General features: G+C 74.5%; 14 protein-coding genes. 10 read left to right on the top strand and 4 right to left on the bottom strand.

Annotated elements, in window-relative coordinates; genetic code table 11:
* Positions 1–35 precede the first annotated feature (35 nt).
* Together AB0B58_RS17450 and AB0B58_RS17445 are read left to right on the top strand one after the other, a co-directional pair.
* Positions 36–764: an ABC transporter ATP-binding protein gene (locus AB0B58_RS17450; protein ID WP_360224788.1), complete on the top strand. Its 729-nt coding sequence runs from the start codon at positions 36–38 to the stop codon at positions 762–764.
* Complete coding sequence (locus tag AB0B58_RS17445) at positions 761–3,331, top strand: ABC transporter permease (protein ID WP_360224420.1); 2,571 nt, start codon at positions 761–763, stop codon at positions 3,329–3,331. Before AB0B58_RS17450 ends, AB0B58_RS17445 begins: the two co-directional genes overlap by 4 nt.
* Positions 3,332–3,408: 77 nt before the next feature.
* On the opposite strand, the gene AB0B58_RS17440 is transcribed toward AB0B58_RS17445, so the two are convergent.
* Entirely contained in the window at positions 3,409–3,990 is a 582-nt protein-coding gene (locus AB0B58_RS17440) for a dihydrofolate reductase family protein (RefSeq protein WP_360224418.1), read from the bottom strand.
* A 1,479-nt stretch (positions 3,991–5,469) separates the two neighbouring features.
* Here AB0B58_RS17440 and AB0B58_RS17435 point away from each other — a divergent pair.
* Both AB0B58_RS17435 and AB0B58_RS17430 read left to right on the top strand, forming a co-directional pair.
* Positions 5,470–6,108, top strand: coding sequence for a GNAT family N-acetyltransferase (locus AB0B58_RS17435; protein ID WP_360224416.1), 639 nt, complete (start codon positions 5,470–5,472; stop codon positions 6,106–6,108).
* A 282-nt stretch (positions 6,109–6,390) separates the two neighbouring features.
* A complete protein-coding gene (locus tag AB0B58_RS17430) occupies positions 6,391–8,616 on the top strand; it encodes an N-acetylmuramoyl-L-alanine amidase (protein WP_360224414.1) in 2,226 nt (741 codons plus the stop codon).
* Positions 8,617–8,676: 60 nt separating this feature from the next.
* On the opposite strand, the gene AB0B58_RS17425 is transcribed toward AB0B58_RS17430, so the two are convergent.
* Positions 8,677–10,242, bottom strand: coding sequence for an acyltransferase family protein (locus tag AB0B58_RS17425; protein WP_360224412.1), 1,566 nt, complete (start codon positions 10,240–10,242; stop codon positions 8,677–8,679).
* Positions 10,243–10,534: 292 nt separating this feature from the next.
* Between AB0B58_RS17425 and AB0B58_RS17420 the strand changes: the two genes are divergently transcribed.
* Positions 10,535–11,413: a CAP domain-containing protein gene (locus tag AB0B58_RS17420; protein ID WP_360224410.1), complete on the top strand. Its 879-nt coding sequence runs from the start codon at positions 10,535–10,537 to the stop codon at positions 11,411–11,413.
* 129 nt (positions 11,414–11,542) lie between these two features.
* Positions 11,543–12,304, top strand: coding sequence for a L,D-transpeptidase family protein (locus AB0B58_RS17415; RefSeq protein ID WP_360224408.1), 762 nt, complete (start codon positions 11,543–11,545; stop codon positions 12,302–12,304).
* 67 nt (positions 12,305–12,371) lie between these two features.
* Here AB0B58_RS17415 and AB0B58_RS17410 read toward each other — a convergent pair whose 3' ends face one another.
* Positions 12,372–12,593: a hypothetical protein gene (locus AB0B58_RS17410; protein ID WP_360224406.1), complete on the bottom strand. Its 222-nt coding sequence runs from the start codon at positions 12,591–12,593 to the stop codon at positions 12,372–12,374.
* A 290-nt stretch (positions 12,594–12,883) separates the two neighbouring features.
* Between AB0B58_RS17410 and AB0B58_RS17405 the strand changes: the two genes are divergently transcribed.
* From AB0B58_RS17405 to AB0B58_RS17390, 4 genes are read left to right on the top strand one after another with little or no spacing between them, the layout of a single operon-like run.
* Positions 12,884–14,227 (top strand): HlyD family efflux transporter periplasmic adaptor subunit, encoded by a 1,344-nt coding sequence (locus AB0B58_RS17405; RefSeq protein ID WP_360224404.1) that lies wholly within the window; start codon positions 12,884–12,886, stop codon positions 14,225–14,227.
* On the top strand, positions 14,224–14,970 hold the full coding sequence (locus AB0B58_RS17400; protein WP_360224402.1) for an ABC transporter ATP-binding protein: 747 nt from the start codon (positions 14,224–14,226) through the stop codon (positions 14,968–14,970). The genes AB0B58_RS17405 and AB0B58_RS17400 overlap by 4 nt, the downstream gene beginning before the upstream one ends.
* Positions 14,967–16,151 carry an ABC transporter permease gene (locus tag AB0B58_RS17395; protein ID WP_360224400.1) on the top strand — a complete coding sequence of 395 codons (1,185 nt, stop codon included), beginning with the start codon at positions 14,967–14,969 and terminating at the stop codon, positions 16,149–16,151. Before AB0B58_RS17400 ends, AB0B58_RS17395 begins: the two co-directional genes overlap by 4 nt.
* Entirely contained in the window at positions 16,148–17,047 is a 900-nt protein-coding gene (locus tag AB0B58_RS17390; protein ID WP_360224398.1) for an EamA family transporter, read from the top strand. The genes AB0B58_RS17395 and AB0B58_RS17390 overlap by 4 nt, the downstream gene beginning before the upstream one ends.
* On the opposite strand, the gene AB0B58_RS17385 is transcribed toward AB0B58_RS17390, so the two are convergent.
* Entirely contained in the window at positions 17,019–21,317 is a 4,299-nt protein-coding gene (locus AB0B58_RS17385; RefSeq protein WP_360224396.1) for a hypothetical protein, read from the bottom strand. The two genes, AB0B58_RS17390 and AB0B58_RS17385, sit on opposite strands and share 29 nt — an antisense overlap.
* Positions 21,318–21,896 lie beyond the last annotated feature (579 nt).

Genomic DNA, 21,896 nt, shown 5'->3' with positions numbered 1-21,896 from the left:
CGACCACGCCGTCCCCGGCGGGCCCGGACGACGGCATGACCGCCGTCGCGGCGGTGAACCTGGTCAAGGTGTACGGCAGCGGAGACACCGCCGTACGCGCCCTGGACGGCGTCACCGTCGGCTTCGCCCGGGCCCAGTTCACCGCGATCATGGGCCCGTCCGGCTCCGGCAAGTCGACGCTCATGCACTGCCTCGCCGGCCTGGACACGGCGACCTCGGGCCGGGCGCTGCTGGGCGGCACCGACCTCACGACGCTGAGCGACAAGGTCCTCACCAAGGTCCGCCGCGAGCGGATCGGCTTCGTGTTCCAGTCGTACAACCTGCTGCCGCAGCTCACCGCCGAGCAGAACATCACCCTGCCGCTCGACCTGGCCGGCAAGCGCGCCGAGACCGGTCTCTTCGCCCACCTCGCCGACGTGCTCGGCATCACCGGGCGCCTCGCGCACCGGCCCAGCGAGCTCTCGGGCGGACAGCAGCAGCGGGTCGCGCTGGCCCGCGCGCTGGTCTCGCGCCCCGAGGTGGTCTTCGCCGACGAGCCGACCGGCAACCTGGACTCGCGCTCCGGCGCCGAGGTGCTGATGTTCCTGCGCAACTCGGTGCGCGACCTCGGCCAGACCATCGTCATGGTCACCCACGACGCCGCCGCGGCCGCCTACGCCGACCGGGTGGTGCTGCTCGCCGACGGCCGGGTCGCCGGCGACCTGGACCGGCCCGGCCACGCGGAGATCGCCGACGCCCTGCGCAGCCTCGGAGCGCACCGATGACCGTGCTGCAGACCCAGCTGACCGGGGTGGCCCGGCGCCCGGCCCGGCTGCTGCTGACCGGGCTGGCCATGCTCGTCGCGTCCTTCGTGGTCTACGCGACAGTGCTCGCACAGCAGATCGCCGAGCGCACGATGCTCGACGGGCTCAGCGGCACCCCCGCGGCCGTCGACCTCGTCGTCGGCGGCGGGAACCTGGCCGGCAGCGTCGGCGGCGCCCCCTACCTCACCGCCGCCGACCTGGCGAAGCTCAAGGCCGTGCCCGGCGTCGCCGAGGCGGCGGGCCGGGTGGAGGCCTCCGGCGAGACCGGCGGCCAGTACCTCAACCTGACGGCCGACCCGGGCAGCGGCCCGCTCGCGGTCACCCACGTCACGCAGGGCCGGTTCCCGGCGGCGCCGGGCGAGATCGCGGTCAGCCCCCGTACGGCGGACCGGATGGGCCTGCCGGTCGGCACCGCCGTCACCCTCTTCACCTCCTGGGACGACCAGGGCAACCCGACCAAGCCGGTGAAGTTCACCGTCACCGGGCTCGTCGACGCCCGCGACGACTACGGCTTCACCGGGTACGCGCCGGAGAGCACGATCGTCCCGCTCGCCCCCGACGGCCTGTTGTCGCAGGTGGACCTGCGGTTGCAGGCCGGCGCCGACGCGGCGGCGGTGCGCTCGGCGGTGGACCGGATCGCGCAGGGCGGACCGGCGCCGAAGGAGGGCTACGAGCGGCCGGCGGTACGCACCGGCGCCGAGGTCCGCACCGCCGAGGCCAACGAGGCGGCGTCCGACCTGGACGCCCTCTTCGCGGTGGTCGCGATGTTCGTGGCCATCGCCGTAGTCGCCGCCGGGCTGGTCGCCACGTCCACGTTCCGGATCGTCTTCGCCCAGCGGATGCGCCAGCTGGCGCTGCTGCGGGCCGTCGGCGCCGGGCGCGGCTCGATCAGCCGGGCGCTGGCCGCCGAGGGTGCCCTGACCGGCCTCGTCGCCGGAATGGTCGGCGTGCTGGGCGCCCTCGCCGTCGGCCACGCGCTGCCGCCGGCCCTGCGCGCCTTCGACCTCAGCGTCGCCTCGCCCGGCTGGCCCGTGCTGCCCGCGATCGGCGTGGTCCTGCTGTCGGTGGCCATCACCGTGCTGGCCGTGCTCGCCCCGGCGTACTCGGCCGCCAAGGTCGCGCCGCTCGAGGCGCTGCGCTCGGCCAGCACCACCGGCGGGCGGCGCGACATCGGCAGGCTGCGCTGGGCGTTCGGGCTGCTGCTCGCGCTGGGCGCGGCGGCCTCGGCCGCGTACGTCATCACCAACCTGCCGGGTCGTGACCAGCCGAACTACAACCCGGAGCCGATGCTGTTCATGGTCGTCGTCTCGGGAGCGCTCGCCTTCTTCGCGCTGATGGCCCTCGGGCCGGTGCTGGTGCGACCCGTGCTCGCCGCCGTCGGCTGGCCGATGCGGCGCCTCGGCGCGGTCGGCCGGCTCGCGGTCGGCGGCGTCGGCGGCGCACCCCGGCGGGCCGCTGCGGTGTCCGTGGTCGTGGCGCTGGGCGTGACCATGATCGCGGGACTCGTCGTGACGGGGGCCTCGGTCCGGGTCCTCGCCGACCGCGAACTGGCGTCGTCGGTGCCCGCCGACTACGAGCTGACCGCCAACGGCGACGACCCGGTGCCGGCCGCCGTGTACGACCAGGCGAAGGCCAGCACCGACCTCGTGCACGTCACGCCGTACCGGCGGCTGAGCGACGTGCGGATCACCGGCTCGGACACCGAGCTCGTCGCCACCGACCTGGTCATGAAGCAGCTGCCGACGCTCGACAAGATCGACGTCTCGGCCGGTTCGCTCGCGGACCTCGGGCCGGGCAAGGTCGCCATCTCGGGCTGGACCACCGACCTCACCGGCCTGAAGGTCGGCGACACCACGACCCTGACCGTCGGCGCCAGGACGGCCCGGGTCCAGGTGGTGGCCACCCTGCCCGACGGCGCCCCGCTGGGTTCGTACCTGGTGCTGGACCCGGGCGACCTCACCCGGCTCGGCGCGCCGGCCGGCTACTCCGGGCTGCTCGCCGACGCGGCGAAGGCGGGCGAGGACGGCCGTACCGCCGGGCAGAAGGCGTTGCAGCAGCTCGCCCAGGGGCGTGCCGGGCTGGGCGTCACGGTCCTGGCCGACCAGCGCGACCAGCTCAACCTGGTCCTCAACGGCGTCCTCGCGGTGGCCCTGGGCCTGATCGGGCTGACCGTGCTGATCGCCGTCGTCGGCGTCGGCACCACGACGGCGCTGTCGGTGGTGGAACGGGTCCGGGAGTCCGGCCTGCTGCGGGCGGTCGGCCTGTCCCGCGGCGGCCTGCGCGCGATGCTCACCGCCGAATCCAGCCTGTACGGCGTCATCGGCGCCACGATCGGCCTGCTCCTCGGCGTCCCGTACGCCTGGCTGTCGATCAAGGCACTCGGTGTGAACGCGCCGCTGGCCCTGCCGGTGTGGCAGCTGATCGCGGTCTTCGCGGCGCTGGTCGCCTTCACCGCGCTCGCCGGGGTGCTGCCCGCCCGCAAGGCGTCACGGGTCAGCCCGGTCGCCGCCCTGGCCACCGACGGCTGACGGAGCTACCTACCCACCCCCGGCGGTTCCGGCCGCCGGGGGTGGGCCAGGCTTCTTCGCGTACCCGCTCAGATCGGTCAACGGCGCACCCGATAGCGCAGGTGAAGCACCCGGTTGCTCTGAATCACCACGTCAGGATCCTCCAACAGGTGCTGCCCTTCGACCGACCCGAAGTAGCGCCTGCCGGACCCGAACACGACGGGTACGACGTCCATGCGCACCTCGTCGACCAGACCCGCGGCCAGCACCTGGCCACCGACATCGCCGGCGGCGACCTCGACCAGGCGGTCGCCCGCAAGCTCCTGCGCCTCGGCCACGGCTGCCTCGACGCCGTCGACGAAGTGAAACGGCGCCTCGGGGTCCCAGCCCTCGGGCGCCGGCCGGTGTGTCACGACGACCACGTGGTCGATCCCGCTCGGAGGCTTCCCGTCCCAGCCGTCCGTCATGTCGAAGACGCGGCGGCCGGCGATCGTCACCCCGATCTGGTCCCAGTACGCCCGGGTGTAGTCGTAGGAGGTCTGCGACACCTTCACGTAGCCGCTGTCGTCCAACGGGACGTCACCGCCGGACAACCAGTCGAACAGCGGCCCGGGCTGATCATTGTCGTCCGCGATGAAGCCGTCCACCGACACCGAGCTGTACATGACGACCTTGCCCACGGGGCTCTCCTCTGCTTCGAGCTACCCCCAAATTAGCGTGTCGTGAGCCGGCGCTCTGGTAACAGCCAGATGTCCTCACCGGCGAATCCGTGAACCGGGCAGGGCATCGACCGGTGCCTCCGGCAGACCACCCTCTCGGGTGATAATCAGAAAGTGGCGGGTTGTGGCGGCGGCGGAGCTCGGCCGAGGCGCGGATTGCCGGTGAGAATGCATCGGCCGGGTATTCCTGGGAATGGCTTGTCATGCCCCGGGCGCTACCGCCGGTGGCCGCCGATAAGTGCAATTGTGGATTGAGTGCGGCTTTGACTCGGCCCGGGATTCTGCATTCCTTCGACTGCCGGGCAGGTTGATTTCGCGGCAGGCTGCGTCGATTGTGTTTCCCTCGGATTTCAAAGCGGCGGCGGTCCGCGGGTGTGATCTGGCGGGTGTCGGTAGCCGGTGTGTCGGCGATGCTGTGGTGCCCTCGGCAGGGGAGTTCCGGGGCGGGTACCGCTCGCGGGGGTGATGGGCGGGAGTGCCTGGTCCGGCAGGTGCGTGCCCGATGCCTCTCGGCAGGTTCCGCCTGGCCGGCACGTCGTGGAGCCTTGTCCGGCAGGTGCCGGCCGAGGCCGGCGTGTCGCGGCTGGTTCGGCCCTTCGTCGGATCCTGCCTGGTAGCCCGCTGCCGGCTGTGGCGCTGCGACGGGTCCCGCCGGGCCGGGGCCCGGTGCCGGGTGTGATGTCTGCGCCATGCGGGCGGGCTCGCCCGGCAGCGTCGGCGGGGGAGCCGACCGGTGCGGCACGTCCGGGCTTGTCGCGCTGGCGTCACCGAATCGGTTCCGTGCGTGACACAGGCGCTCGGCGTGGCGCCGGGACAGGCCGAAGTTGCGACGGCGTGCCTGGTCGCGGCGGAATTCGTCCCGCGCGGGAGAATGATTACGGGATGCGGTCCGGTCACGCATAGCGGCCAGTTCCCTGGTGCTGAACAACTGAAGCTGCCGCATGTATTGATTATTCCGCAAACCCGGCGAGTGTGGGGCCTCGATAGGCGATCGATCATGCCAATTTGTGGGGTCGTCGCGGAGACAGGACAGGGATAAATTGAGGACGTCGCTGCGGATTATCGCCGTGCGTGATTGGAAGACCGACCCAAGCGGGCGAGATCTTCGGTGGCTCCCCGAACTCGGCGACATTCGGTGCAGTGACTCGGCTCTGGTGCGGTGACCGGTGACCTTCACCAGTGCCGCGCCGGCGAGGCGCCTCAGCTCTTCCGATCACCTGACGGTCGCGACTCCCAGGCAGCGAAACAGCGCTCCCAATCGCTGGACACCACGTCCAGCGCCGAACCACACCCGATCTTGAGGAGTGGAGGTCGGCTCCGATCCCCGACCCTTCGACATCTGGCCGGCCGGCCCGCAACCCGGTCACCGCAGCGGCGGGCATTTCGGTGGATGATCGCTGTGGCATGACTCACGCGACCCGCGGAGGGAGAAGGTGACCCGTGGACGACTGGCCGTTGTTCGGGCTGCGGCTGCGGTGCCGGGAGGTCACGCTCCGGCCGGTGCGGGAGGACGACCTGCCGCGCCTCGCCGCCATCCTGCCCGACGACTTCGAGCAGGATCCGCGGCTCGAACGCCTTCCCGGCCTGGACGCCGCGGCGCAGGAGCGCGGCTTGTTCTGCCAGGGGTACTGGCGTGCGCTCGGCACCTGGTCGCCCTCGTCGTGGGTGCTGCACCTGGCCGTCGGGTTCGAGGGGGACCTGGTCGGCGTGCAGACGCTCGAGGGCGAGGACTTCCCGGCGTTGCGGACCGTCGACTCGGCGTCCTGGCTGACGCGCCGGGTGCGCGGCCGCGGGCTCGGGGTCGCGATGCGCACGGCGGCGCTCGGGCTGGCGTTCGAGCGGCTCGGCGCGGTCGCCGCGGTCTCGTCCGCGGTGCCGGCGAACGTGGCCTCGCTGGGGGTCTCGCGGCGCATCGGGTACGCGGAGAACGGGGTCGGTCTGATCGCCGCGCCGGGCGGCCGGGTGGTCGAGCTGCGGCACCTGCGCCTCACCGCGGACCGGTGGCGGGCGGCGGGGCACGGCCGCTCGGTCACGGTCGCGGGCTTCGACCCCTGCCGGCCGTGGTTCGGCCTGGCCTGAGCCGGCCCGGCGACCGCCCGTGGGGCCGCCCGGTCTGATGCCCGTGGGGCCGCCCGGTCTGATGCCCGTGGGGCCGCCCGGTGCGATTCCCTCGCCGCGCGTCCCGTGTTCAGGCCGTTCGGGTCGATCCGTGCAACCGAACGGGGGAAGCGATACAGGCAGGCGGCGCCTATCAAGCGCCGTCCACTTCGGACCGGCCGCGGCGGGCCGCGCGGAGATCGTCGAGCCGGTACTCTCACGGCCGGTCGGCCGCTCGTCGCGGCTAAGCACACGGGGGTACGCGTGAAGCAACGGCAACTCGTCGGAGTCGTCGCGGGCACGGTGGTGCTGGTCGCCGGTGCGGCGGTCGTTGCGCTGAACCTGCCCGGCGGATCGGCAAAGCGGGCGCCGCAGGCCGCGCCGGCCGTGGCGGCGGAGCCGGTCGCCGACGCGGAGCCCGTGATCGACGACGGCGACGGCAAGGCGGTGGCCACCAGCCTGCACACCCTCGACATCGCGCCGGCCGACCGCGCGGCCCGCCGGGCCGAGGTGCGCAAGCGCGGCACCGAGCGGTTCAGCCTGCTGGGCCTGACCTGGTCGGACCCGGCGCTGGCCGTCGGCGGCACCGTCGAGGTGCGTACCCGGGCGGTCGGCACCGGCCGCTGGAGCCGGTGGCAGACCCTGGAGACCGAGGGCACCCGCGGCCCGGACAGCGGTGCCGAGGCCGAGGGCGATCTCCGCGGCGGCAGCGAGCCGCTGTGGGTCGGCCCGTCCGACGGCGTAGCCGCGCGCGTGGTGAGCGCCGAGGGCACCGGGCCGCTCCCGGCCGGGCTGCGTCTCGACCTCGTCGACCCGGGCCGGACGTCCGGGTCCGGGGGGCAGGGCGGCGGGCTCGCGCTCGACCCGAGCGACCCGGTCACGGTGGCGCCGAGCGGAAGCGCCGCGCCGAGCACGACCCCCGACGCGCCCGCCGGCCCCGACGCGCCTGCGGTGTCGCCGGCTCCGGCTGCGGCCAAGGCCGTCGCGGCGGTGGCGCGGGTGCCGCTGCCGTCGTACACCAGCCGGGCCGGATGGAAGGCGGGCCCGGCGCGGGCCGAGCCGGCGGTGGCGGACTCCGTGGCCGTGATGTTCGTGCACCACACCGCGGACGGCGGCAACAACTACGACTGCGCGGACTCGCCGGCGCACGTGCGCGCGATCCAGACGTACCAGGTCGAGAGCCAGGGCTGGGACGACATCGGTTACAACTTCCTCGTCGACCGCTGCGGCACCCTCTTCGAGGGGCGCGGCGGCGGCGTCGACCGGGCCGTCGTCGGCGCGCACACCTACGGCTTCAACACCGGCACCGCGGCGATCGCCGTGCTGGGCACGTACACGACGGGCGGCGTCTCCGAGGCCGCGCGCAAGGTCATCTCGCAGGTCGCGGCGGCGCGGCTCACCGCGTACGGCTTCGATCCGGGTACGACCGCGCAGCTGACCGAGCGCGCCACCGACGGCAAGTTCCCGTACCTGTCGGAGCAGACGTTCCAGCGGATCTCCGGACACCGCGACGGTGTCGCCACCGAATGCCCCGGCGACGGCCTCTACGGGCAGCTGCCGGCCGTCCGGGTCGAGGCGTCGTCGCGGGTCCTGGGGCTGAAGGCCGGCGCACCGTCCGGCGGCGTCTCGTCCGGCGGAAAGTACTACGTCAAGGGCCGGGCCACCCTGTCCTGGTCGGCGGCGACCCCGTCGGCGTCGATCGCCCGGTTCGAGCTGCTGGTGGACGGCGCGGTCCGCGCCACCCTGGCCGGCACCGCCCGCTCCGGCCCGGTCGACGTCCCGTCCGGCACGCACCGGTTGCAGGTACGGGCGACACACGTCAGCGGCAACGCGGAGACGACGGCGGCCGCCACGGTCGTGTCGGACGTGACCCTGCCGGTGATCTCCACGCCGTGGCTGGGCCTTCGCACCGGCACCGTGAGCACGACCTCGGTGCCGGTGACGGTGAACTTCAAGGCGTCCGACAACGTCAAGGTCGCCTGGATCGGCGGCACGTCCCCGTCGACGGCGACGTTGTCGTCGACCGCGACGACCTGGTCGACCTCGGCGAAGCCGGGCCCGGCGGTGACCTTCGGCGTATCCGCAAAGGACCTGGTGGGCAACGTCGGCAGGACCTCGGTGGTCCGCACCACGGCGCTGCTGGCGGAGACGTCGGCGAAGCGGACGGGCAAGTGGACGACGAAGTCGTCCGGCTCGCACCTCAACGGCAAGGCGCTGTACAGCTCGAAGAAGAACACCAAGCTGACGTTCACCTTCACGGGCCGGTCGGCCGCGCTGATCGTCGGCCGCTTCAAGACGTCCGGCAAGGCGACCGTCTACCTGGACGGCAAGAAGGTGTCGACGATCGACACCAGGGCGGGTAAGACGACCTACCGCCAGGCGGTCTGGACCAGGAGCCCGGCGTACGGCAGGCACACGGTGACGATCGTGGTGCTGGCGACGAGCGGGCGCCCGGGCGTCACGGTCGACGGCCTGGCCTACGTCAAGTAGGGCCGGAACACGGCAGCGGCCGGGGGCGCGACCATCGGTCGCGCCCCCGGCCGTGAGCAGTCAGCGGCCTTCGTCCGAGTCCCCGCCGAACCAGGACGTCGCCGCGGCCGGCTCGTCGTCATGCCCGCGGGACTGCTCGGGTGCGGCCGGGCCGCGGGGCGTGATGTCCGGGTGGCCGGCGTCCTGCCGTCGCAGGCGTGGCCCGTCCTCGGGCGGGCCGAACGACACCGCGGCCTCGGGATACGGCGCGACCGGCTGCCTGCCGGTGCCGTACCCGTTCCCGCCCGGGGCGGACCACGGCGCGACCTGGTCCTGCTCGTCCCGGTAACCCGCGGGAGCGGAGGGGACGCCCCTGGCCGGGACCACCGGCGGCGATTCGAAGCCGCCGCCGGCCGGGAGGTCGGGCTCGCCCGCGGCCTGGGCCGGCGCGTACCCGCGGCGGTGCGCCCGAGGGGTGCCGGCGGTCTCGGCGTCCCGCCCGGGGCCGGCCGCGGCCGCGACCGAGGCGGGCTCGACCCCGAACCCGTTCGATCTGGTCCGCCCGCTGCGCGGCGCCGGATCCGGCGGCGGGTCGGCGGCCGCTTTGCGGCGGCCGGCGGCCGGCCACAACGCGGGCCGCCGCCGCGCTGCCACGTCCTCGACCCAGCCGAGCGCCAGCACCGCCAGCATCGTCAGCGCCATCGACGCGACCAGGTCCACCGGCCCGTCCAGGATGTCGAGATCGTCCAGGGCCAGCAGGGTGAGCACCGGCCAGATCGCCGCGATCGCGATGTTGTGCCACAGGTAGATCGTCACCGCGCGCGCGTTCAGGAAGTCCACAGCGCCGTCGAGCACCCGGTTCTTCGCCAGCCAGGACATGTCGGGCTGCCACCGCAGCGCCAGCAGGACGAACGCCAGGGACCACAGGGCCTGGGACTCCGACACGTCGTTCAGGTCGTAGCCGCCCTCGCCGGCGTGCCCGCGTAGCCAGTACAACGCCGCGCAGCCCATGACCGTCGACATGCCGAGCACCACCACGGGGCGCAGGCGGGCCAGGCGGCCGTCGTGGTGGGCGAAGCCCGCGATCCAGCAGGCCCCGTACGTCGCGAAGTCCCACATCGCCGCGTCCGCGCGGCCGAACGGCAGCGAGAAGCCGCTTTTGTCGAGGAAGGCGATCAGGATGATCGGCGCCGGCACCGCGGCCCAACCGATCTTCTTGTACGCCAGGTACATCAGCGGCGACAGCACCACGAACCAGAGGTACGCCCGGACGTACCAGAGGGGTTCCCACACGTCGATGCCGCGTTCGCTGCCGGGCGGGTCGCCGATCGGCAGGATCCACAGGCCCAGCTTCCAGCTCCACGGCTCGTCGCCGCCGTCCTCGTTGGTCCAGCCGAGGTACAGCATCGCGGGCACCGCGATGATCGCGAGCGCCCAGAGCGGTGGCAGCAGGCGGCGTAGCCGGGAGGTGATCACGTCGCCCGCCGACCGTCTGTCCAGCGACGCTGCTGTCAGCGATCCCGCGAGGGCGAACATGATGCCCATGGCCGGCAGCAGGATCGACAGCCACGGCCAGCCGAACAGGTGGTAGACGATCACTCGGACGATGGCGGCGGCCCGGAGCAGATCCAGGTAACGATTGCGCACCGCAGAACGCTAGCCATGCGCGACCCCTCCCAAGAACCTCCGCAACGGCTCTCATGTAGACCCGCGTGGGTTACCCCGAAGGGATGAAGTGTCCGGTTTACTCGTGCGTTTGTGCGTTCATCATGATCCATCGTGGAGGGCATAACCGCAGGTCAGGGCGCATAGTGACAGCCGCGGGGCGGTCATGTGGCGAAAACCGGGAGGAGTCACCCGGTGGATGGTGGTGACGTTGGTCCATCTTGAGGGCGACGTGCACGGGGCGCGGCGCCGCGAGCAAGAGGGAGACAACGGGATGCGCAGACCAGCTCTCGTAGCGGCCGCCGCGGTCTCGGCGGTGCTGGCCGGCGGGATCATGGTGGCCACCACCGCGGGCGCGGAGGAGACTCCGGACGCCCTGGCGGTCCCGTCGATCCAGTGGCCCGACCTGGCCGGGGTACCGCAGCTGCCCGTCATCGCGGGCGTACCGGACGTACCGGACGTGGCCGCCGTACCGGCCGATCCCGGTCCCGTTGCCGTTCAGGGCGGGCCGATCGGCCAGGGCGAGCCCGCCGACGACGCCGGGCCGGCCCGCCCGGGCGGCGCCGCGAAGCCGGCGGCCGGCGTCCTGCCCGCCGCGAACGACCGGCCGGACCGGCCCGCCGCCGACGACGACGCGGCGGGGGCCGCCGTCGACGACGACAGGCGGACCAAGCCGACTCAGGCGGACAAGCCCGCCGCGCCCGCCGCGCCGGCCGCGGCGCAGCGGGATGTCACGGTCGGCCAGGCGCTCTCCACCGACCCGCGCAGCGCGGTGCAGCAGCGGGCGCTCGACATGGTCAACCAGTACCGCCGGCGCGCCGGCTGCGACGACGTGACCGTCGACCGCAGGCTGATCCTCGCCGCGAACCGGCACGCCGCCGACATGGCCCGGCGCGGCTACTTCGCCCACGAGGACACCCGCGGCGACCGGGCCGGTGAGCGGGTCGAGGACGCGGGCTACCGGTGGCGGCGCTTCGGCGAGAACATCGCGCGCGGCCAGGAGAGCGTCTACGAGGTGGTCGAGGGGTGGATGGACAGCCCGGCGCACCGCGAGAACATCCTGGATTGCGGGCTGCACCAGGTCGGCCTCGGCCTGGCCTTCGCCGGGGACCGCACCTCCTACTGGGTGCAGGACTTCGCCACCCCCCAGTGAGCCCCGCCGGGTGACCCGGAGACCCACCGCCTCTGACGTCCCGGATTCGCGCCACAGTCAACCGGATGACCTTCCCAGGTGCACACGTGTGCTTCGATGTGCGCACACAAACTCCTGGGGAGGACCATTTTGGGAGGGCAGCGGGTTTCCGCGCGCCTCGCCGCCGCCGTCGTGGCCGCGGCGGTCGGCGGTGGGCTCGGGGCTGTCGCCCTGACCCCGGTCGCGGCAGGTGCCGCGGTCCGGCCGGTCGGTGCGGCGCCGATTACCGCCGTCGTCGTCACGAAGGCCGCCGCGGCTTCGTGCTCGACGGGCAAATATCAGAAACAGGTCGAGGGTTACCTCAAGAAGATCGGTGGCTACGGCACCGTCACGGTCGACGGCAAGCAGTCCGCCGCCGACTGCAAGGCGATCAAGAAGTTCCAGAGCCGGTTCGGCATCAAGCCGGCGGCGGGGCTGGCCGGCCCCACGACGAACGGGGTGGCCAAGCGCATCGCCGCCACCAAGACGTCGAAGTGCAAGGCGAAGAAGTCGGGCTACACGTTCTGCGTGGACCTGACCAACCAGACGACCTGGGTGATGAAGAACGGCAAGGTGCACGCCAAGCCGACGGTCACCCGGACCGGCATGAAGGGCTACCGGACGCCGGCCGGCAGCTTCAAGATCAACAAGCGCACCAAGAAGGAATGGTCCGACCCGTACGAGGTGTGGCTGCCGTACTGGCAGCGCTTCATCGGCGGTCGGGGCTTCCACCAGACGACCACGTACATCCACGATGCGTGGCGTGGCTCGCACGGTTGCGTCAACCTGCTGCCGTCCGACGCCAAGAAGTACTACAGCATCGGCAAGATCGGCATGACGGTGAAGGTGATCGGCCGGCGACCCGGCACCTGATCCGGGCAGGTGGTTGTGCGGGGCCCGTCGGCTGCGGCCGGCGGGCCCTCGTCGTGTCCGGCCGGGGTCAGGCGGCGAGCCCCGGGTGTGCCAGCCGGGCGTGGGTGGTGAGGATGTCGAACCTGGTGAAGGCCTGTTCGTCGCCGGTCGCCGTCAGTACCCGCAGGCCGTCGCGGGTCAACGTGTAGGTGACGTCGGTGAAGTGGCTGACCGTGTCGTCGTGGTGCACCACCGTCAGCTCGTCGGCGCGCAGCATGGCGGTGGAGGTGGGTAAACCGTGTAGCGACATGGTCCCGTCCTTCGGTACGCGGATCCGGCAACGTGACTCCGACTACGGGCCCCGCGGGCGTTCGGTTCAACAGGCGGCCGATTGTGCCTTGCCGGCGGCCTGCCCGTCGAGGCCGCAATTCAGCGTCGCGCCGCCCTTTGAGCTGCGCAGTCGCCGACCCGTCGCCCGCCGGGCGGATAACCGACATCCGGCCGGTATCTCCACCATCCAGACCGATATCGATCAGCCGGCGCGGACGGGATGAGTGCCGATGGAAACGTCCGCCGGCGGCCCGGATTAGAGTGACGCTCGTGTTCGGGCCCAGACGTCGCACCGTTGTCCTGCTGGTCGCCTTCGCCCTGTTGCCGCCGCTGACCGCCGCATCCTGCGGCGACGAGCCGTCCGGGGTCACCCTGGGCACGGCCGCCCGCGGCACCGTTCAGGAGATCGTCGAGGCGTCCGGCTCGGTCACCGCCCGCGCCGCCGCCACCGTCAGCTCGCCCGCGGCCGGCACCCTCGCCGAGCTGCGCTTCGACGCCGGGGACAAGGTCGCCAAGGGCCAGGTCGTCGCGGTGATCGACTCGCCGGCCGCCACCCGCCGCCTCGACGACGCGGCCCGGGCCGTGGACGCGGCCTCCGCCGGCGGCGTCCCGGCCGGCGGCGGCACAGCCGGCTTCCGGGCCGTCCAGCGCCGCACCGACGCCCGCGCGGACCAGGCCTTCGCCACCGCCCGCGACGCGGCCGGCAGGGTGACCGATGCCGAACTCCGCGCGGCGCTGCTGACCCAGGTCAAGGCGGCCCGGCTGCAGTACGAGGCCGCCTCCGAGGCCGCCGGCGCCGCCGTCCGCTCGGTGCAGCGCGGCGTCGCGAGCCTGGGGGACGCGGTCAACGCCCTGACCGACGCGCAGCGGCTGCAGGCGCGGCAGGCCTACGACCTGGCCGAGGCCGCCGTCGACGCGCTCACCCTGCGCGCGCCCGTCTCGGGCGTCGTCCAGCTCGGCGGCACCCCCTCGGTCGGCACGGCGTCGCTGACCGACCTGCTCTCCGATCCGGCGTCGGCCACCGCCGGCGCGGCCCCGGCCCAGGCGCCGCTGAGCGGCGTCGACTCCGCGATCCCCGTCGGCGCGGTCGTCGGCGCGGGCACCCCGATCCTGACCATCGTCGACACCGGCCGGCTCGGCCTGGCCGCCGAGGTCGACGAGACCGACGTGCTGCTCGTCGCGCCCGGCGGCAGGGCCACCGCGGAGCTCGACGCCGCCACGGGTGCCACCTACGGCGCGACCGTGCAGGCCGTCGACCTGCTGCCCACCACCTCGGCCCGCGGCGGGGTGTCGTATCGCGTCCGCCTCACCCTCGGAAAGGGCCGCTACGCCGACGGCCGCACCGCGCCGACGCCGCGGCCGGGGATGAGCGCCATCGTCCGGCTGCGGGTGCGCGAGGCCGCCGACGCGGTCACCGTGCCGGTGTCCTCGATCGTCTCCTCCGGCGGCCGGGACACGGTGTGGGCGGTCCGCGGCGGCCAGGCCGAGCGTGTCCCGGTCACCCTCGGCGTGCAGGGCGAGGACGTGGTGCAGGTCGTCTCCGGCATCGCCGCCGGCCAGCAGGTCGTGGTGGGCGGCGCGGACCAGGTCAGCGCCGGGCAGACCGTGCCGTGAGCGGCGGGCCCGCGATCGTCGCCGTCGACGTCACCCGGACGTACCAGCTGGACGGCGTCTCCGTCGCCGCCCTGCGCGGCGTCTCGCTGACCGTCCCCGACGGCGACTACCTGTCGATCGTCGGCACCTCCGGCTCCGGCAAGTCCACCCTCATGCACCTGCTCGGCGGGCTCGACCGGCCGACCGGGGGCACGCTGATGATCGGCGGCCGCGACGTGGCCACGCTCTCGCCGCCGGAGATGGCCCGGCTGCGCAACGAGACCATCGGCTTCGTCTTCCAGTCGTTCCACCTGCTCGCCCGCACGACCGCCCGCGACAACGTCGCCCTGCCGCTGGTCTATCGCGGCATCGGCCGCCGTGAGCGCCGGGCCCGCGCCGCCGAGATGCTCGAGCGGGTCGGCCTGGCACACCGCATGGACCACCGGCCCAACCAGATGTCCGGCGGCGAGCAGCAGCGGGTCGCCATCGCCCGCGCCCTGGTCACCGCCCCGTCCGTGCTGCTCGCCGACGAGCCGACGGGCAACCTCGACACCACCACCGGCCAGGCGGTGCTCGCCCTGCTCGAGTCCCTGAACGCCGAGGGGGTGGCGATCGTGCTGGTCACCCACGATCGTGAGGTCGCGGCCCGGGCCGGCCGGCAGATCGTGATGCGGGACGGCCTGATCGTCGATCCCGCGCCGACCGATCACCCGCCGGGCGCCGCGGCCGAGGGCGGCCCGGCGGGCGGGGACGGCGCCGCGTGAGGCTGGCCGAGGCCTGGCGGGTCGCGCTCGACGCGCTGCGCGCCAACCGGCTGCGCAGCGTCCTCACCATGCTCGGCGTCGTCATCGGCGTCGCCGCGGTGGTCGCACTGGTGGCCATCGGCACCGGCACCAAGCAGCAGATCGAGCAGCAGGTCGAGGGCCTCGGCTCCAACCTGCTCATCGTCGTGCCCGGCCGCCTCGAGGCCGGCTCCGCGCCGTCGGTGTCGACCCTCTCGCTCGACGACGTCGAGGCCGTCGGCCGGGTGGTCGGCGACCCAAGCCGGGTCGCGGTCACCGTCGCCTCCGGCGAGACCGTCCGGGCCGGCAGCCGGACCACGTTCGCCAGCATCCAGGGCGTCCTCGAGACCACCCCGACCGTGTTCGTCCGGCACCTGGACCGCGGCGCCTACCTGACCCGCTCCGACGTCAGCACCGCACGCCGCGTCGCGGTGCTCGGTGCGGGCGTCGCCACCAAACTCTTCGGCGACCGCGACCCGATCGGTCGCCAGATCACCATCGGCGGGGTCCGGTTCCGGGTGATCGGGACGTTCGAGCGATTGGGCCAGAGCCTCGGCGTCGACCGCGACGGCGAGGTGCACATACCCGTCACCGCGGCCCAGCGCCTGCTCGGCACCGACCGCATCGACGCGCTCGCCATCCGTGCACCGGACCGCGAACGCATCGACGCCCTGGGCCGCGACATCGTCGCCACCCTCGGCGAACGCCACCCCGACAGCGACTTCAGCGCCGTCACCCAGGAGCAGATCCTCGGCGTGCTCGGCGACATCCTGGGCGTGCTCACCGGGGTGCTCGCCGCCATCGCCGGGATCAGCCTGCTCGTCGGCGGCGTCGGCGTCTCCAACATCATGCTGGTCTCCGTCCGCGAACGCACCCGGGAGATCGGCCTGCGCAAGGCGGTCGGTGCCCGCCCCCGCGACATCGGCCTGCAGTTCCTGCTCGAGGCCGTCCTGCTCACCACGATCGGCGGCGTCATCGGCATGGCCCTCGGCATCACCGCCGCGCTGCTCGTCGACCGGCTGACACCGGTGCCCGCCGCCGTCACCTGGTGGTCGCTGGCGCTGGCGTTCGGCGTGTCGGCGCTGGTCGGCATCGTCTTCGGCGTCGTGCCCGCGCAACGGGCCGGGCGGCTCGACCCGGTCGTCGCGCTGCGTACCGAATGATCACGGTCGTCCGCCGCCGTACGCCGCCCGCCCCGCTGCTCGTCCTCGCCGCGATCGTGTCGGTGCAGTTCGGCAGCGCCGTCGCCCGTACCCTCTTCGACGATCTGGGCGCGGCGGGCATGACCCTGCTGCGGCTCGCCATCGCCGCCGTGATCCTCGCCGTGGTGTTCCGGCCCAGGGTCGGGGGCTGGAACGCCGCCGCGTGGCGAGCCGCCGCGCTGCTCGGCATCGTCATGGCGGGCATGAATCTCCTCTTCTACCTGGCCCTGCGCACCGTGCCGCTCGGCGTCGGCGTCACCGTCGAGTTCCTCGGGCCGCTGCTGCTGGCGCTGGCGCAGACGCGCCGGCTGATCGACCTGTGCTGGGCGCTCGTGGCCGGCGGGGGAGTGGCGCTGCTCGGCCTGGGCCCGGGGGTCACGGCGCCGCCCGCCGGGCTGCTTCTGGCGTTCGCCGCCGGGCTCTGCTGGGCCGGGTACATCCTGGCCAGCGCGCACCTCGGCACCCAGGTGCCGGGCACCGGAGGGCTGGCCGTCGCGGTGGCGGTCGCGGCGCTGCTGGTCCTGCCGTTCGGTGCGCAGGGCGCGTCGGCGGTGCTCGACCACCCGTCGCTGCTGGTGGGCGCGACCCTCGTGGCGCTGCTCTCCTCGGTCCTCTCGTACGGGCTGGAGATCAACGCCCTGCGGCGGATACCGACCCGGGTCTTCGGCATCCTGATGAGCCTGGAACCGGCCGCGGCGGCCGTCGCCGGACTGATCCTGCTGCACCAGCGCCTGGGCGCCCGCGAGATCGCCGCGCTGCTGCTGGTCAGCCTGGCGAGCCTGTGCGTCACCCTGACCCGCCGCGACCCGGTGATCCGCGAGACGCCGCCTAGCGCTGTTCCTGATCCTCGCCCTTGACCAGACCGAGGATCTCCCGCCGCGAACGCGGGTACGGGCCCCACCCGTCCCGCAGGACGTGGATGTAGATGGCCTCGAGCGCGACGTCGATGCGCTGTGCCAGCTCGGAGTCGTCGGGCGACCCCAGCCGTACGGCGCGCGCGAAGTGATCGAGCGCCTCCATGTGCCGGCCCTGGTCGAAGGCGCTGCGCCCGGCGTTCTCGTGCACGACGCTGCGCAGCAGTTCCGGTGCCTCGGAGCCGGCGGCGCGCTCGAACAGCCGGTCAGCCTCCTTGTGGTCGCCGCGCAGCCGTAGCACGTGTGCCAGCTCGGCCTGTGCGATGACGGTGGCCTGCACGTCACCCGACGACTCGGCGTGTGCCAGCGCCAGGCGGCTGGCGGCGGCGGCCATGCCCAGCTCCTCCAGGAGGCGGTAGACCTCCGCCCGTACGCTCAGCAGCCCCGCCTTGACGACGTTGTCCTGCTCCTCCGAGAGCGGGCCGTCGAGGCGCTCACCGAGCACGCGCAGGGCGTCCCGGTCGTCCACGACCTCGCGCAGCGTGGCGCCGTCGAGGCGCCAGCGGATCGCCGCCAGGTCCTCCGGGCCGAGCGGCCCGGTGCCGTCGGGGGCGGTCGCGGGCATGACCTCGGTCGGTTCCGGCCCGGGTACGAGCCGGGCCTCGGCGGCCGGCGCGGGCGCCTGTTCCGGCGCCGCGGCCTGCGTGGCGCCGGCGGTGCCGTTCAAAAGCCCGGTGATGTCCACGTCGAGCACCACGCCCTCGGGCTCGGCCCCGTCCGCTCCGGTGCCGTCCGAGCCCGGTGCATCCGCGGTCCGGCCGGCGTCGGCCGGTTCCGTGCCGGGCTCTGCGGCGGTCGTCGCCCCGGTGGACGTCCCGGTGGCGGGCTTGGCGCCGAACCAGGTCGGGCCGAGGTCCGCGTCCGCGTATCTGGGGGGCGCCGTCGGGCCGGAGGTGATCAGGCGGCCGATCGGGACGGCGAACGCCGCGGGGTTCGGGCCGGGCCGGGCCGCCATCGGCACCCCGGAGGGACCGCCGGCGCTGCCGTCGGCCAGGCGCGCGGCCTCGGCCTCGCGCGCGGCCTGCGTCAGCCGGATCGCCTCGGCCCGGCGGGCCTCCTCGGCGGCCAGGCGTGCGGCCTCGGCGTCCCGCGCGGCCCGCGACTGCCGCTCGGCCTCCGCCTGCCGCGCGGCCGCCGCCCGGCGCACCGCCTCCGCGTGCTGGTCGGCCTCGGCCTGGCGGGCCGCGATCGCCGCCTGCCGGGCCGCCTCGGCGCGGCGGGCCTCCTCCTCGGCCTGGCGCGCGGCCTGCGCACGGCGTGCGGCGTCGGCCTCCCGCGCGGCCTGGCGTTCGGCCTCCACCTGGCGGGCGGCCGCCTCGGCGCGGCGGGCCTCCTCGGCCCGGCGTGCCGACTCGGCGGCCTGGCGTGCGGCCTCGGCCTGGCGGGCGGCCTCCGCCTCGCGGGCCGCCACCTCCGCCCGGCGGGCCGCCTCCTCGGCCTGGCGTACGGCCTCGGCGTGGCGTGCCGCCTCGGCCGCCTGGGCCTGGCGTGCTGCCTCCGCCTGCCGTGCCGCCTCGGCCTGGCGGGCGTACTCCGCCTGGCGTGCTGCCTCGGCCTGGCGGGCGTACTCCGCCTGGCGTGCTGCCTCGGCCTGGCGGGCCGCCTCCTGCGCCCGGCGGGCGATCTCGGCCTGGCGGGCGAGCTCGGCCTGCCGGGTCGACTCCGCCAGGCGGATGGCCTGCTCCATCTTGCGGTCGGCCTCGGCGCGGCGCTGGACGTCCGCGAGCTGCGCCGCCGCGGCCCTGGCCTGCTGCGCCTCGGTGGCCCGCCGCGCCTCCTCGGCCTGCCGGGCCGCGTCCGGGTGCTGCGTGGGCACGCCGCCCGAACGGGCCGGAAGCACCTCGCCCTCCAGCACCTGCGGGCCGGAGTGCCGCCCCTGCGGCGGTTCGTCCTGGCGGTACTGCGCCGGGGGCTCCGCCAGGCGGCTCTCCGGTGCCTGCTGCGTGGCGTGGCGGGGCTGGTCTGGCGTCCGCTGCTGGGGTACGTGGATCCCGGCGTCCGGGCCGCGCATCCCGTCCGCCGGGGACGGTCCGCCCGGGGAGACCGGCTGGTCGGCGCCGACGACCGGCAGTTCGCCGGTCGTCGCGGCCAGGTCGCGCGGGCCGGCCGGGGAGGACGGCCGGGCCAGGCCGACCGTCGGGCCGTCGGCCGCTACCGTGCCGCCGCCCTGCCGCGGGTCGAGCACCTCGCCGCTGATCGCCGCGGCGGCCGGGTAGCCCTGCGCCGGCATGCTGCTCACCGGCCGGTCGTAGGCCGTGACCTGCGGCTGCGGCGCTCCGACGGTCGGCGCGGTACGCGACGGCGGGCGCTGCGACGGCGGGACCGCTGTCGGCGTACCGGTGGAGGTGATCATCGCCGTGCGCGGCCCGCCGACGATCGGCCTTTCGGCGGTCGAGCCGTCGTCGAAGGACGACCGGCCGTGCGGTGCGCCCGGCGGCGGACCGGCCTGGGCCGGCCGGCGGCCGCGAGGGGCCGCAACGCGCGGGTCCTGATCGGGCGCGGCGGCGCCGTCCGGATGGCCGGCGCCCCAGGGTGCGAACGGCGGCGGAGCCTGCGGCGCCGCCGGGGTCGGCCGCACGGCGGGCGCGTTCTGCGGCGGGGCCGCGGCGGCGGGCCGGCGGATGGGCGTCGGCGCCGACGGGGGAACCGGCGGCGGCGCGGCGGCCGGCATGACCGGTGGCCGGTTCTGCGGCGCGCCGGGAACGCCGGCCGGTCCGCCGGGCGCGTGCCCCGGAGGCGGCGGCACGCCTGGGCGGCTCCGGGCCGGGTCGAAGGCGGCAGGGTTCGCCGGTGCCCCGGCCGGCGGCTCGCCGGGCATGCCGGAGGGCGAGATGAAGCCGACCCTGGGCCGGCGCGGACCGGCGGGGCTGACCGGCGGGGCGGCATCCCGGTGGTAGCCGGGTGCGCCGCCGGCCGGACCCTGTTCGTACGCGGCCGGCTGCGCGGGCGCACCGTTCGCGGCCCAGCCGCCCGGCTGGTCGCCGTAGGGCGGTGTGCCCTGGTCGTACGCCGGCGCCGGCGACGAGGGCCGCAGCACGTCCGCCGACGCGGCGGGCGCCTTCGGCACGTTCGGCGGCGCGGGCGTCACCACCCGCGGCGTGGCCGTCTGCGGCGGCGCGTTGACGACGCGGGGCGGCGCCGGCGGCTCGGCCTTCTTGATCACGCGCGGCGTCTCCGGCGGCGTCGCCTTGCTGATCACCCGCGGGGCGACCGGCGGAGTGGCCCTGCTCTTGACGCGCGGGCCCTCGCCCTCGCCCGGCGTGCCCGTCTCGGCCGGCCGGTCGCCGACCTCCGAGCCGGCGGCAGCGGCGGGCTGCTCGGACCAGGGGTCCGGCCGGGACGCGGCGGGCGCGTCCGGGCGCGACGTCCGCGGGTCGCCGCCGGACTGGGCCGCGGCCGGCCTGACCGGCCGCGCCACGCGCGGATCTCCCTCGGGCCGCAGGTCCGGACGCGGTGCCCGGCCCGGCCGTACGGGCGAACGACGGTCCTGCTCCGGGCTGAAGGCCGCCGGAGCGTCGTAGGGGCGCAGATCCTCCTCGCGCAGGTCGTCGAGGAGCGGGTCGTAGTCGCGCCCGCGCCGGGACCGGCGATCGTCCGGCGGCGGCGACACCCGGGCCCGGCCACTGGCCACCTCGGGCACGTCGCGACCGGCGCGCCGGGCGGGATCGTCGTACTCCTGCGCGAGGCGGGAGCGGCGCGCGGCGGTGTGGCGGCGCTGCTCCTCCCAGTCCTGGACGTCGAAGTCGCGGTCGTCGTACTCGAGCTCGTCGAAGTCGAGGCTGCGGCGCTGCCACCCCTCGGCACCGGGCGGCGAGACGGGGGCGGCGTCGAGGTCGGCGGGGGTGAACGCGGGGTCGTCCAGCCATCCCGGGCGGTCCCCGTCGAAAGCCGAACTGATCCGCTTGTCGCGGTTCGGTGACCGTTGGTAGCCGGCCTCCCGGCGCTGACGGCGGCGTTCGGCGAGTTCGTCGACGCCCGGATCGAACGAATTGACCGGGGCGGACACCGGGGCGGACACGGGGTCCGGCGCCTCGTCGAAATCGTCGTCTTCGATGTACTGCGTGCGTTGCACCGGCCGGCGGGTGTCGGCGCCCCACCGGGCGGCGACGGCGTCCGCATACGGGTCCCGGGCCGTCGCGGTGGTGTTCGTGTACGGCACCTTGCCGTTGTCGTCGTACTCGGATTCCCAGTATTCGTCGTCCTCGAAGCTCATCGGGTCACCCCGGGGCGACCCTCGAGAGCGCGCGAACGAGGATGCGCCGAGCCGGCCCGCTGCCGCATACGTGCCCCCCGTCCTCGCCGCCGCGTACGCGCACCACGCGCCCCGTAACACCTCCGCGCGGACTGACTTGGAAGGTTAACCACGGATTTGCGTGCAGCGCTACCGCCCGCGGAGGCGCGTCACCCGACTCACGGACGGCCGTCGCGTCCGGAACCGGCCCCGGCGCCGCGGCCCGCCGAAGTGTTCCCTCAACGGACAGTACGGGTGTGGGCGCCAACCGGTTCAATCGCCGTGGTACGAGGTGCGGAGGGTTCCGGTCGATTGACGGAAAGTGACCGCGGTCGCCGCGCCCGATCACCATTCCATGAACGGTTTCCATTGTTACGCGGACGTGGCCGGCCGCAGAAGTTAAGCCATTCTTAATGACCCGCTGAGGAAAGCGACGGAAAGGTGCTGTGTGGACTCGCCGGATCCCGGCGAGCGTGATCACTGAACGTGACCGTGGCGAGGGACACGTCGCCGCGCCGCGGATCATGGCGTGACGGGATGTCATGGTTGGAGCCACGGGCC

Source organism: Actinoplanes sp. NPDC049118 (genome assembly GCF_040648555.1).
Taxonomy (GTDB): domain Bacteria; phylum Actinomycetota; class Actinomycetes; order Mycobacteriales; family Micromonosporaceae; genus Actinoplanes.
The sequence above is the reverse complement of the archived record's forward strand: the minus strand, read 5'-3'. Positions and strand labels throughout refer to the sequence as shown.